This window comes from Sulfuricurvum kujiense DSM 16994, assembly GCF_000183725.1.
In the GTDB taxonomy this organism is placed as follows: Bacteria; Campylobacterota; Campylobacteria; order Campylobacterales; family Sulfurimonadaceae; genus Sulfuricurvum; species Sulfuricurvum kujiense.
The window spans coordinates 1,484,467-1,497,425 of the sequence record NC_014762.1 but is presented as its reverse complement, the minus strand read 5'-3'; the positions used below and the strand labels follow the sequence as shown (position 1 = coordinate 1,497,425).

At 44.6% G+C, this 12,959-nt stretch carries 12 protein-coding genes; 11 read left to right on the top strand and 1 reads right to left on the bottom strand.

The window, feature by feature from the left end:
• Positions 1-75: 75 nt before the first annotated feature.
• The 5 genes from secA (at position 76) to SULKU_RS07425 (ending at position 8,154) form a co-directional block, all read left to right on the top strand.
• On the top strand, positions 76-2,643 hold the full coding sequence (gene secA / locus SULKU_RS07445; RefSeq protein WP_013460337.1) for a preprotein translocase subunit SecA: 2,568 nt from the start codon (positions 76-78) through the stop codon (positions 2,641-2,643).
• 2 nt (positions 2,644-2,645) lie between these two features.
• Positions 2,646-3,836 (top strand): ABC transporter permease, encoded by a 1,191-nt coding sequence (locus SULKU_RS07440; RefSeq protein ID WP_425358596.1) that lies wholly within the window; start codon positions 2,646-2,648, stop codon positions 3,834-3,836.
• A 32-nt stretch (positions 3,837-3,868) separates the two neighbouring features.
• Positions 3,869-4,354, top strand: coding sequence for a hypothetical protein (locus SULKU_RS07435; RefSeq protein WP_013460335.1), 486 nt, complete (start codon positions 3,869-3,871; stop codon positions 4,352-4,354).
• Between the two features lie 240 nt (positions 4,355-4,594).
• Positions 4,595-6,103, top strand: coding sequence for an extracellular solute-binding protein (locus SULKU_RS07430; protein WP_013460334.1), 1,509 nt, complete (start codon positions 4,595-4,597; stop codon positions 6,101-6,103).
• Between the two features lie 2 nt (positions 6,104-6,105).
• Positions 6,106-8,154, top strand: a complete 2,049-nt coding sequence (locus SULKU_RS07425) for a putative bifunctional diguanylate cyclase/phosphodiesterase (protein WP_013460333.1) — start codon at positions 6,106-6,108, stop codon at positions 8,152-8,154.
• A gap of 123 nt (positions 8,155-8,277) precedes the next feature.
• On the opposite strand, the gene SULKU_RS07420 is transcribed toward SULKU_RS07425, so the two are convergent.
• Positions 8,278-8,466: a hypothetical protein gene (locus SULKU_RS07420; protein ID WP_013460332.1), complete on the bottom strand. Its 189-nt coding sequence runs from the start codon at positions 8,464-8,466 to the stop codon at positions 8,278-8,280.
• 143 nt (positions 8,467-8,609) lie between these two features.
• Here SULKU_RS07420 and SULKU_RS07415 point away from each other — a divergent pair, with 143 nt between their 5' ends.
• From SULKU_RS07415 to SULKU_RS07385, 6 genes are read left to right on the top strand one after another with little or no spacing between them, the layout of a single operon-like run.
• On the top strand, positions 8,610-9,017 hold the full coding sequence (locus SULKU_RS07415) for a DUF1924 domain-containing protein (protein ID WP_013460331.1): 408 nt from the start codon (positions 8,610-8,612) through the stop codon (positions 9,015-9,017).
• A gap of 15 nt (positions 9,018-9,032) precedes the next feature.
• Positions 9,033-9,572: a diheme cytochrome c gene (locus tag SULKU_RS07410; protein ID WP_013460330.1), complete on the top strand. Its 540-nt coding sequence runs from the start codon at positions 9,033-9,035 to the stop codon at positions 9,570-9,572.
• 19 nt (positions 9,573-9,591) lie between these two features.
• On the top strand, positions 9,592-10,695 hold the full coding sequence (locus SULKU_RS15015; RefSeq protein WP_013460329.1) for a cytochrome b/b6 domain-containing protein: 1,104 nt from the start codon (positions 9,592-9,594) through the stop codon (positions 10,693-10,695).
• A 13-nt stretch (positions 10,696-10,708) separates the two neighbouring features.
• Positions 10,709-11,089 (top strand): Spy/CpxP family protein refolding chaperone, encoded by a 381-nt coding sequence (locus SULKU_RS07395; RefSeq protein WP_013460328.1) that lies wholly within the window; start codon positions 10,709-10,711, stop codon positions 11,087-11,089.
• Positions 11,082-11,753, top strand: a complete 672-nt coding sequence (locus SULKU_RS07390) for a response regulator transcription factor (protein WP_013460327.1) — start codon at positions 11,082-11,084, stop codon at positions 11,751-11,753. Before SULKU_RS07395 ends, SULKU_RS07390 begins: the two co-directional genes overlap by 8 nt.
• Before the next feature lie 3 nt (positions 11,754-11,756).
• Positions 11,757-12,959: an ArsS family sensor histidine kinase gene (locus SULKU_RS07385; RefSeq protein ID WP_013460326.1), complete on the top strand. Its 1,203-nt coding sequence runs from the start codon at positions 11,757-11,759 to the stop codon at positions 12,957-12,959.

The window sequence follows — 12,959 nt, the reverse complement described above, 5'->3', positions numbered from 1 at the left end:
TCATTTACCAAAACCATAGATTTCGTATGCTAAAATCACCAACTTTTTCAATACTGTTCATAATGAAGGCTTTTAATGCTCCAATCGCTAGTCGGAAAAATCTTCGGTACCAAAAACGATCGAGAAGTCAAAAAATATCGTCAAAACGTCGCGGCAATCAATGCCCGAGAACCCCATTTCAGCGCCATGAGCGACGAAGCGTTGCAGCAGGCTTTCCATGCTCTTAAAGAGTCGGTACAAAACAATGTTAAAACACTTGATGAGGTTTTAGTCGATTCATTCGCTATTACCCGTGAAGCGAGTAAACGTGTTCTCGGTATGCGTCACTTTGACGTTCAGCTTATCGGCGGTATGGTTTTACATGAGGGGAGAATCGCCGAGATGAAAACGGGTGAGGGGAAAACCCTTGTCGCAACCTTGGCGGTTGTTCTCAATGCAATGAACGGCAAAGGGGTTCATGTCGTGACGGTCAACGATTATCTGGCATCCCGTGACGGTACGCAGATGTCGGCACTGTATGCCTTTTTGGGATATTCTACGGGGATATTGGTCGAAGAGGGGTATAACCCTGCTAATAAACGTGATCAGTACGCATGCGATATTACTTACGGCACGAACAACGAATTCGGATTTGATTATTTGCGTGACAATATGACCTATTCGCGTGATCACATGGTTCAGCGCGGACATGCGTACGTTATCGTCGATGAGGTCGACTCGATTTTGATCGATGAAGCACGGACACCGCTTATCATCTCCGGACCGACCAACCGTACCTTAGAGAACTATACCCGCGCCGATGCGGTTGCCAAAGCGATGGTAAGAGATGAACATTTCACGGTGGATGAAAAAGATCGTCTTATCCTCATCACCGAAGAGGGGATAGGACGTGCGGAAGAACTTTTCGGTGTCGACAATCTCTACAGTATCGAAAACTCTGCTCTTTCACATCACCTTGACCAGGCGTTGAAAGCAAACTACATTTTCGAAATCGACGTAGACTATGTTATCCAAGACGGCCAAATCGTTATCGTCGACGAGTTTACGGGACGCCTCTCTGAAGGGCGACGTTATTCCGAAGGGCTCCATCAGGCATTGGAAGCTAAAGAGGGGGTCATCATCAAAGAAGAGACCCAAACACTGGCCGATATCACCTACCAAAACTATTTCCGCATGTACGCAAAAATCGGCGGTATGACCGGTACGGCACAGACCGAAGCGACCGAGTTTGCACAAATCTACAATCTCGACGTTATCTCGATCCCGACCAATGTTCCCGTTATCCGTCAAGACTTGAACGACTTGATCTATAAAACGGAAGGGGAGAAATTTGATGCCGTTATCGCCAAAGTCAAAGAGCTTCATGCCAAAGGTCAGCCGATTTTGATCGGTACCGCTTCGATCGAGAAATCCGAAAAACTGCATGAATTGATCAAAAAAGAAAAAATCCCTCACACCGTTTTGAATGCGAAAAACCATACGCAAGAGTCTGAGATCATCAAAAATGCAGGTGAAAAAGGGGCGGTAACCATCGCAACCAACATGGCAGGTCGCGGGGTAGACATTAAAGTCAGCGATGAGATCAAAGCTCTCGGCGGTCTCTATATTCTCGGAACTGAGCGCCACGAAAATCGCCGTATCGACAATCAGCTTCGCGGCCGTTCAGGGCGTCAGGGCGATCCGGGAACGAGCCAGTTTTATCTCTCATTGGAGGATAACCTTCTCCGTATCTTCGGTTCGGACAAAATCAAGTCGATCATGGAGCGTCTGGGTGTTGAAGACGGTGAATATATCGAATCGGCGATGGTAACCCGTGCAGTAGAAAAAGCGCAGAAAAAAGTCGAAAGCATGCATTTCGAAGGGCGTAAAAGTATCGTTGAATATGATGACGTCGCGAATGAACAGCGCAAAATCGTCTATAAATTCCGCGGTGAACTGCTCGATCCGTCGTATAACGTAGCCGATAAAATCGATCTAATCCGCAGTGAATACGTCAACCGTACGTTGGCGTTCTGCGGTATCTTTGAGGGGATTGCCGAAGAGGAGATCGATTTGGAACGTCTGGCAATGACGTTGAAAGAGGAGATGAACGCCGATATCGATGTTTCACTCTTCGGCGATAAATCGTTCGACTCGATTCAAGGTACATTGCTAAATGTATTAAAATCTCAATATGACGAAAAAATGTCGGTTGTGGATGAAAAACTTCGAAGCGAAATCGAGCGGGAGATTTACCTCAAAACCCTCGATACCGCATGGCGTGAACACTTGTACCAAATGGACAGCATGAAAACGGGGATCCGACTTCGCGCCTACAACCAAAAAGATCCGTTGGTCGAGTATAAAAAAGAGAGTTATAACCTTTTCAGCGAATTGGTCGAGACGATCAAATACGATACGATTAAAACCCTCCATGTTATCCGATTTAAAGTAGAGAGCGCCGAAGAAGAGGCTGAAGCGTTTGCCCGTCAAATGGAACTGGAGAAAAAACAGGAAGCATTTCGAATGTCTCTCAATCATCAAGAGCACGAAAATGACGATAAAAAAATTTCCCGAAACGACGATTGCCCGTGCGGAAGCGGTCTCAAATACAAAAACTGCTGCGGTAAATCAGGACCTAAAAAAGGGGTATTTGCCTCTTGAATATCGTCTCTTACCTCGTCAAACGATTTTTGCGCTTTGACAAAGAGCAGCCCTTTATCTTCCTCTCCGCACTCCTCGCATTCTCCGGAATTGCGCTGGGCGTGATGGTTCTTATCATCGCTATGGCACTTATGAACGGTTTTGACAACGAGTTTAAAAAGAAACTTACCGTGATGAACTATCCCATGACGATTCAGCCAAAATTTTATGCGACATGCGACACGGCTTTGCTCGAACAGCTGCGTCAGAAATTTCCCGATCTCTCGTTTAGTCCGTATGTCACCTCTGCCGTTCTCTCCAGAAGCGGCGATCAAATGGAGGGGGGGTATCTTTTCGGTGTCGATTTTGCTCAGGAAGCCAAAGTCAACCGCATAGTTGCCGAAGGGCTGAGAGGGGGGATACCTAAAAACTTTGAAGTGATGGTCGGCAAATCGCTCAAAGAGGAGTTTCAACTCGATTCTGGGGAGAAACTGACTTATATATTCACTCAGATGGAGCCGGGCGGTTTGGCCTTGACTCCGAAGATCAAGCGCTTCAACGTCGTGAGCACATTTAACTCCGGACTGAGTGCCTATGACAAGGGGTTCTCCTATACCTCTCTGAGTGCGTTACAGCGTATTTTGGGGATCCCTGAAAACCTCTATGACGGGATTCACGTCCATTCCGCCAATCCCGAAGCCGATATTGGCCGTGTCGCTGCCGCATTGCCCGATACGGTATCGATTCGCGGATGGTGGGAAGACAACGGCAACTTTTTTGCCGCGCTGAAAATGGAGAAGATGTCACTGTTTATTGTCCTGATGCTCATCATCCTCATCGCCGCCATCAATATTATCTCATCGCTTTTGATGACGGTGATGAACCGCCGAAGTGAAATCGCTTTGCTTATCTCACTCGGTGCATCGAAACAAGAGGTTAAAAAAATCTTTTTGGTTCTGGGTATCGTCATTGGATTGTTGGGAATTACGACGGGAGCCATTTTAGGCTTTTTGGGGATGTGGATTTTGGGGACATTCGATATTATCTCCCTTCCTGCCGATGTTTATCCGACCTCGACACTGCCTCTGGATTTGAGTGTAGTCGATTTCTTTTCCATCATAACAGGGGCTTTTGTGATTGTCTTGCTTTCTGCCTGGTATCCAGCAAAAAAAGCTTCTGAAGTGGATGTTTTGACCGTTTTACGCAACGAATAAAATTGATGCAATAAATAATGTGAAGGTAGATAGTGGACGAGTTTTTACAAAATGATCAAGTATATAAAACTTCATTATATGGGCGTTTAGGCTATTTTGTAATGATACTTATGTATTTGATTTTTGTTCCAGTGTTTATCGGTTTAGGATATGAAAAAATCATTACTCCTGATTATCCTACTGAAATTATAGTTGGTATTTTATTTTTTGGAATGGGCTTAGGACTAGTGAGATGGCTTATATGTGATTTGTTTTTTCTATTTTCATTTAGAAATCGTGTTGTGCTTGAGAATGATAATATAATTTATTACGGATGTTTCAAAACTCTAAAGATAAAATGGAATGATATTGGTTATATACGACTATCATTAAGAACAGGCCCGTACGCATTGCTTTGGATAACTGTTAAGCAAAGAAGATGGCCATATATGCTCGATGTCTCAGGTCTAAAACCATCGTATACAAAATTAATGGAAGAAGTGGAAAAACGAAAAGACAGAAACAGCACGGAGAGGTAGGGGGGCAAGGGGTAAAAAAAAGTAGCCTGTCCCCTTTTTTCTGTGATCGATTTCTTCTTTATCATCATCGGAGCATTTGTTATTGTATTGCTCTCTGCGTGGTATCCGGCGAAAAAAGCTTCTGAAGTGGATGTTTTAACCGTTTTACGCAACGAATAGTTTTTTTAGTCTGAATTTAAGGCAAACAAAATAGGGTCTTTATTACAATGAAGCACTATATCGGGATACGGGTACCAAAGCATGAAGATTGACTATGCAAATCGTTTCACTCTGGCTGCTTTACTCGTTTTGATCCTTGTCGGATTTGCCGGATGCGAACGAAAGAAAGAGGGAAACGATGTCTCGACATCGGTTGTTAACCCTTCCAAACCTTTTGCAGGACAGTCTATCGTTCTAATTGTTCCGACCCTCGAAGCCCGCCTGATACGCGGTCCGATTTTGGATGAAGTGGAGTCTTTTGAAAAAAAGACGGGTGGCAAGGTACGGGTCGTGACTCCCAGCTGGAACGAAACGATTGAAAAAATCGATCAGTCTCTTAAAGACCCGAACCTCAAATATGATATTTTTGTTGTGATTTCGATGTGGAACGGAACGCTTCTTGGAAACAACCATATCGAACCGATCCCGGAAGCGATCAAAAAACAGATTGACTGGGACGATGTTTTGCCGATTTACCGCAATACGGTTCTCTCCTGGAATGGAAAAGCATACGGACTCCCTTATGATGGAGATTGTATCAATCTCTATTACCGCAAAGACATTTTCGAAAAACCTGAATACAAGGCTGCATTTTCCAAACGCTACGGCTATCCTTTAGCGCCGCCGAAAACATGGAAAGCATTTAGAGATATTGCAGAGTTTTTCAACGGCTGGGATTGGGACGGAGACGGTAAAGTTGAATACGGAATGGCCGGTTTAAGGGTCAAAGACGATATCTCCATGCTGCAATTTTTTGCACAGGCGGGAGCATATGCCAAATATCCGGACGATAAAGCATACTATTTTGATCCCGATACGATGAAACCGCGCATCAACAATCCGGCTTTTGTCCGTGCCCTGAGCGATTATGTCGATTTTATGAAGTTCGGGCCTCCGGGGATGGCAAGCTTCGCAGGGCATGACGTTCGTAACAGTTTTGCTTCGGGCGAAGTAGCGATGGCACTGGATTGGGCCGATATGGGGATTTTCGTCGCCAATTCTCCGGTATCGATTATTAAAGACAAAGTTGGGTATGCTCAAATTCCGGGATCCAATACCGTATACAACTCTCATACGCATAGATGGGAAAAGCGTCATAATGATGTCTCGTCGATCAGCGGCAACTGGATGTTTTTAGTTAACAAGGATTCCAAACATAAAGATTTGGCTTTTGCGTTTGCCGCCCATATGACATCCAAAGAAATGACAAAAAAGCTTACTGCAACAAACGGTACAGCCGTAAATCCATCGCGATATTCGCATTTCAACGATCCTGCATCATGGGAACAAGCCGGGTTTTCAACCGCTTCGGCGAAAGCGTATCTGGATGAAATTACCGTCTCACTCTCGAACCCGAATGTCGTCTATGATATTACCATTCCGGGAGCTGGAGAATATTATCAGGCAATCGATGAATACGCGTACAAAGCCGTTAAGGGTGAGATGACGCCTCAGGCAGCTATGGACCATGCTGCTCACTCATGGGAACAAATAACGGACGACTTGGGACGAGAGAAACAGATTGTTTTCTACAAATCCTCTTTGAACTGAACATGCAGAAAAGTTTAACCCTTCGGCACATAGCAAATCTTACTTTTATCACGATTTTGCTCGGATCGCTGGTGGTCGGTTTTTTACTGAGTTCGCTCTTGAAAGAGTATGAGCAGATTATTGCCGATGAACAGCTAAGCAAATCGACCTACGAATCACTGTTTATACTCAAATACGATACTGAGAGGCTTTTGACGACGGGAGATCTTGATCAGCAGAAAAAAACGATTATTGAATCCGAGCGCGAGTTTATAAAAAAATTCGATGCTCTCTCACCGAATATTTTTGATAAAAAAGAGTGGTTTGAGTTTAAAAACATCATAGTCAGCGAGTTGGACAAGGTCGAAATCTTATTGCAGGATGATTTGTTTTCAAAACAGAATATGATGGAGAAATCTCTCTTGAGACGGTTAGGAGAAGGTCTGAATGCGAATGAAAACAGTGCCTATTACATCAAAATTCGGGATATAAACAACCGAATTGTCTTTTTAAAGCAATATGAAGACTTTTTGCTTGACGAACTTTACACGTTTCAACGTGATAATTCGATCAGAGCGGATCAGCGGATTGCTCGAACAAAAGTGATATTGATTCGGGTCATAGTGATTACGTTCAGTTTTTTGGTTGTATTGATCTTTTTCGTCTCTCGATCGATTAAAAAAGTGGAAAATAAGCTCCTCGGTATCCAGGAAAATCTCAAAAATGCTCTCTCCGAGCTTGAAAAGAAACAAAAGACACTAGTAGTGCAACGGGATATTTTGGACCATTCGGCTCACTACGATTTACTTACGGGGATTCCGAACCGCCTCCGTTTCGTGGAAAAATTGAACCGTCTCATATACGATTATCGTCAAAATAAAACGCCGTTTGCCGTATGGTTTATTGATTTGGACCGTTTCAAAGAGATTAACGATTCATTCGGCCACAGTATTGGTGATCGTGTATTGCAGGAGGTGGCTATACGCCTTGAAAAAACCATTGACAAAGAGTCTATAGCCCGTTTCGGAGGAGACGAATTTGCGATTATCGTCGAGAATGCGCAGAGCATGGAATATGTTGAAAGTGTAATTCACAGATTTGTTCATTTGTTGACCGAACCTCTGGATGCAGACGGTTACGAAATCTTTATTAGTTGCAGTGCCGGAGCCAGTTTTTATCCTATAGATGCGGCAAATGCCGAAGAGCTGTTGCGCAATGCCGATTCGGCCATGTATCAGGCAAAAGAGAGGGGAAAAAATACCTACCGTTTCTATACGCATGAATTGACCCAAAGAGTCTATGAACGGCTTACTATGGAAAACAGTTTACGAAAAGCGCTCAAAAACAATGAACTTATTTTGCATTACCAGCCGCAGGTCGATATGTCAGAGAACAAAATAATCGGTGTCGAAGCTCTGGTACGCTGGAATAATCCGGACATGGGAATGGTACCGCCGGTAAAATTCATTCCGATCGCGGAAGAGACAGGGCTGATCATTAGCATAGGCGAATGGATTATTGATGAAGCATGTCGTCAAATTGTGCATTGGAAGAGCGAAGGAGTAGAGATAGGCTATATAGCGGTAAATATCTCTGCTAAACAGCTGATGCACGGAAATCTAGAAAAAACGATCCCTTTGATCCTCGATAAATACGGTTGCAAGCCCGAATGGATTGAATTGGAACTGACAGAGAGCATTTTGATGGAGGATCCGGAATACTCCAAAAATATTCTCACACTCTTGTCCGAAAAAGGGTTCAAATTGGCGATCGATGATTTCGGTACGGGATATTCTTCCTTGGCATATCTGAAAAATCTCCCGATTCATAAACTTAAAATCGATAAATCTTTTGTTGATAATCTCCCGTTTGCGGCAGCCGATTGTGAAATCGTAAAATCGACGATTCACTTATGCAAAGGGCTAAATCTGACTATTGTAGCAGAGGGAATTGAGCAAAAAGAGCAGGGAGAATTCTTGTTAAGAGAAGGGTGTATGATCGCCCAAGGATATTATTATTTCAAACCTATGGCAGCCGATCTTGTGACACAGAATTTTCACATATCTATTTGAGTCCGTGTGCTTGCGATTGCATTGTTTTTGTACGATATTGGATTAAAAAAGCTTTCAAAATCGTTGAAGTGATAATTTGCAGAAATGAATAGAGAGGCGCTACAGCTAGCGTATAGCTGTAGACTAACCTTTTATGTCAAGATTTTGACCTAGGCCGGTAAGCTCTGAGCCGGAAGCGGTGCCCGAGCTACCTGACATAGGCATAGCACTCTCTAACACTTTCATTATTCCCTGTCCCTGAATATCAATCGCTTTTTTCATCGCATAGATTTCAAGTCCACTACCTAAATTGCTGCTGCTGATCGGATCCATTTTGTAACCTCCTAAATGGGGTTCATGGTTATATCGGTCATAAATCACTATTTGTTAAATGTCAAGAAAGTGTCAAGGGATTTTACGTGAGGGATTGACAACTTTGGCGTAGCATTAGAGCATCAAAAAACAGGAGGAAGGTTATGAAATACCTTGCAATCGTCACAATGTTCTCAATGTCACTTATGGCGGCATCGCCGGAAGTGCTCCAGTATATGAATGATCTCTCAAAAACGGCTAAAGCCGAAAACAGTGCATTTAACGGCTTTGATGCCGCCAGAGGAAAAGAGATTTTTACCTCTACCCACACCGGAAAGCAGGGCAAGCCGATGGCATGTACCAGCTGCCATACACTCAATCTTGCAAATCCGGGGAAAAACTCTCTTACCGGAAAAGTGATCGAGCCGCTCTCGCCCCGTGCGAATCCGCAGCGTCTTACCAGCACCAAAGAGGTGAATAAATGGCTCAAACGCAATTTTATGGATGTGTACGCCCGTGAGGGGAGCGCACAGGAAAAAGGTGATGTTCTCACCTATATCATGAAAAACTAAACTAAAGGATCCACAATGATGAAGTTTTTAAATCTATCCGTAGCCGCTCTAATTTTAGCCGGCGGAGTTTATCTGTATGCAGAAGATGAACATGAAGAGCATGAACACCGTTCTTCAAGCGTTGTAGCAAAACCGATGACGCCGCAAGAAAAATCGACCGTTGCGTTGTATCAAAAAGAGTGCGGATCGTGTCACATGGCCTATCAGCCGCAGTTTCTGCCGAAGCGGTCATGGGACAAGACGATGAATACGTTGGAGAACCATTTCGGTACCGATGCCACGCTCGATCCAAGCGACCACAAAACGATCCAAAATTATTTGGCGACCCATGCGTCTAAAAACGATCGCACAAGCGATATGAAGGGAGCGGTTGCTCTGCGTATATCGGAAACACCGTATTTCGTACGTGAACACCGTGAAGTAACCAAAAAAATGGTCACACAGCCGGAAGTAAAAAGTTTCGCAAACTGTAATGCATGCCATACCCAAGCATCAAGCGGAAGCTATCGCGAACGTGAAATCCGCATCCCGAATTACGGGCGCTGGGAAGATTAAACCACTCTAGGAGTCAACTATGAAACGGGTATATGTTTGGACACTGCCTACACGGCTGTTTCACTGGCTGTTTGTTTCCCTGATCCTTATCAGCTGGATTGCTTCCTTGGAAGATCGCTGGCTTTCACTGCACGTAGCGGCGGGAATGGCGGCGGGTGTATTGGTCGTGTTTCGGATCGTGTGGGGGATAATCGGTCCAAAATACTCCCGTTTCGGCGATTTTACACTTCGATTTGATGCCCTCAAAGAGTATCTGATGACTCTCCTGAACCCATCACGGCACTATGTCGGTCACAATCCCGCGGCAAGCTATGTGATGATCGCTATGCTTCTGACGGTCGTATTGGCCGTGATCAGCGGAATATTCGCATACGGAATACAGGAAAACCGCGGTATTTTGGCATTTTTGCACAGCGGATATTTCCAAGAGATGAAGGTGTTTGAAGAGGTACACGAATTTTTCGTCAATCTTTTGTGGATTTTAATCGCGGCTCACGTAGGCGGTGTCATCGTCGATAGAATGTTGCATAAAGAGGAACGGACACTCCCCTCTATGATCGACGGGCACAAAAACAGTGAGGGGGAGAGTGCTGTTCTCACTGTACCGCAGAAAACGGTCGCTCTCATCGGCATCGGCGGAGCTATCGGATTGCTCATTTACACTCTGAGTGTTCCTAATAATCCGTTGATTGCGGGACACAACCAAAAAGTAGCTTATGAGCAGGAAAATCCGGTCTTCGTCAACGAATGCGCATCGTGCCATACCCTCTATCCGCCGACCCTTCTTCCGAAAGAATCATGGTCGGCGTTGATGGGGGATTTGTCAAACCATTTCGGCGATGATGCTTCGCTTGACCCCGCCGATCACCAAACGATATTAGCGTATCTTTTAGCCCACTCGGCAGAAACCTCGACGCAGGAGATGTCGGTAAAAATGGTGCAATCGCTTCAAAAACGCGATATGATAGCAATTACCCAAACGCCGTTTTGGAAAAAGAGACATAAAAATATCGCGGCTGACGTCTTTGCAAGCGAGAAGGTCAAAAGCCGCGCAAACTGTAAAGTGTGTCACAGTGACATAGAGCAGGGGACCATCGAAGATAACGCCATAAAAGCGATATGAAAAAGAGGATAAGATGAAACGGATTGTCTTTGTATTGACGCTAATGTTTCTGATCGGAATGAATCCCTTATATGCCGACGATCATCGTCTTCCGATGGATCTTCATGATTTGGGATTGAACAAGCAGCAGCATCGAGCCGTTGAAGAGGCTATGAAAGAGTATCAGCATTCTTATCGCCGCTATCATCATCAAAGCGAGAAAACCCAAGAAGAACTTAATGCCTTGTTTTTGAATCCGACGTTCGATGCGGAGATGTTCCGGGCTAAAAACCTGGAGAGGGAGAAAGCTTCCGTAGAGATTCGTACCCGGTTATTCGAGCGGCTTCATACTATTTTGACTTCTGAGCAAAAACGGCGCTTTATCGCCCATATAAAGGAGTGGGACATTGAGTAGAAAGGTATTGTTGATCGAAGACGATCTTTCGCTTCAGGAATTGATTATCTCTTTTTTGAAATCGTACGGATTTGAAACAGCCGGATATGCCGATCCGAAAAAAGCGCTTGATCGGCTGCTGGTGGAGAAAGAACCGTTTGACATCGTCGTATTGGATCTGATGCTGCCGGGGATGGACGGATTCGATGTGGCAAAGATGATTAAATCTCAGTTGGATATTCCCATCATTATCTCATCCGCCCGCACCGATATCGGAAACAAAATATACGGCTACGATTTAGGAGCCGATGATTATCTTGACAAGCCCTATGAGCCTCGCGAGCTTGTCCTTCGCATCGAGGCGGTATTGCGCCGCTACGGGCGTAAAAATGAGCTCGTCGTATCCGATTTTACGATTGACGAAACCAATAAGACAGTGATGATGGAGGGGTATCCGATCGACTTGACGCGGATCGAGTTCGATATATTTATACTTCTGATTAAAAATCGCGGTAAAAACCTCTCACGCGATCAGATCATCGGTTCTTTAGGGCTTGAAGATGAGATGAAGCATCGCACCGTCGATATGCACATCAGCAATATTCGCCTCAAAATCGGTGACGATGCCAAAGAGCCCCGCTATATCAAATCGGTATGGGGTATCGGCTATAAATTTACGGGGTAACGTATGTCTATTTTTACAAAAATCACCGTATTATTTTTGATCAGTCTGGCTCTGATGGTCGGGATAGGGTACAAAATCGATACGATCAATACCCAAAAATACGAATCGGTCGTTCTACAAAAATATCTCCTTGACGGACGAAAAATATTTAGTTGGATGGCAACGTCAACCGCCGATGAGCTTAACGACAGATTTCGGAGCCTGAATTTGGTCAAGATATCTCCTGTGGATTCGAAACTGGTTATGTTGCGCCAATCGCACACCTTTGGATTATTGGAAATCCTAAAGGCGGATGAGGGGGATTATATTCTCCATATCCGCTACTTCGACGATGATATCTATTTGCGCGATATAACACTTCAGAGGGCTCAGAAAGAGGGGTGGATACTCAATGTCCTTGTTATCGCCGATATCGTTGTTTTGGCCATTATATTTTTTATCATCCTTCGAATGCTCTCACCACTCCATTCGATAACGGCGAGCATGCGCCGATTTGCGCAGGGAGAGTACCGCAGCCGCAGTCCGATACATTCGCGTGACGAGATAGGCGAAGTCGCACGCAGCTACAACGAGATGGCGCAAACGATAGAGAATCTGATACGGTCGCGTCAGGAACTTTTACGGGATGTGGGGCACGAGCTTAGAACCCCGATAGCGCGCGGAATGTTTGCGCTGGAACAGTTGGAGGAATCGAACATACGCGATTCGCTGAAACATTCGTTTAAAGAGCTTGAGCAACTGACTCAGGAGCTTTTAGAGATCGAAAAACTTCAGGCAACCGATTCGATCCAATCGGAGAGCTTCAGTGCCGAAACACTCGTTATGGAGGCCCTTTCAAAACTCTATCTGATCGATGAATCGAATATCGAGGTCCGTATCGAAGAGAATTTTTCGATAACGGGCGATTTGCAGTATTTATCGCTTGCGTTAAAAAATCTGCTCGATAATGCGCTGAAATACGCGGATCGGCTGCCGATACGGCTGGAAGCCGCGTCAAAGAGCATTAATATTTATAATCACGGAGATCCTTTGGAAAAAGAGTTCAGTTATTTTCTGACACCCTTTACCCGTCAGGAAAGTTCGCGCACGACCGATGGCTTCGGACTCGGACTAAATATTGTCAGTAAAATTGTTGCCAAACACGGCTTTTTGCTCTCCTATCGATATGAAAATGAAGAGCACTGTTTTTCTATAACTGTTCAATAA

Excerpts from the sequence above, each read along its gene's own strand:
- secA (WP_013460337.1), top strand. The coding sequence starts at position 76 with ATGCTCCAATCGCTAGTCGGAAAAATCTTCGGTACCAAAAACGATCGA.
- SULKU_RS07430 (WP_013460334.1), top strand. The coding sequence starts at position 4,595 with ATGAAGATTGACTATGCAAATCGTTTCACTCTGGCTGCTTTACTCGTT.
- SULKU_RS07425 (WP_013460333.1), top strand. The coding sequence starts at position 6,106 with ATGCAGAAAAGTTTAACCCTTCGGCACATAGCAAATCTTACTTTTATC.
- SULKU_RS07420 (WP_013460332.1), bottom strand. The coding sequence starts at position 8,466 with ATGGATCCGATCAGCAGCAGCAATTTAGGTAGTGGACTTGAAATCTAT.
- SULKU_RS07415 (WP_013460331.1), top strand. The coding sequence starts at position 8,610 with ATGAAATACCTTGCAATCGTCACAATGTTCTCAATGTCACTTATGGCG.
- SULKU_RS07410 (WP_013460330.1), top strand. The coding sequence starts at position 9,033 with ATGATGAAGTTTTTAAATCTATCCGTAGCCGCTCTAATTTTAGCCGGC.
- SULKU_RS15015 (WP_013460329.1), top strand. The coding sequence starts at position 9,592 with ATGAAACGGGTATATGTTTGGACACTGCCTACACGGCTGTTTCACTGG.
- SULKU_RS07395 (WP_013460328.1), top strand. The coding sequence starts at position 10,709 with ATGAAACGGATTGTCTTTGTATTGACGCTAATGTTTCTGATCGGAATG.
- SULKU_RS07385 (WP_013460326.1), top strand. The coding sequence starts at position 11,757 with ATGTCTATTTTTACAAAAATCACCGTATTATTTTTGATCAGTCTGGCT.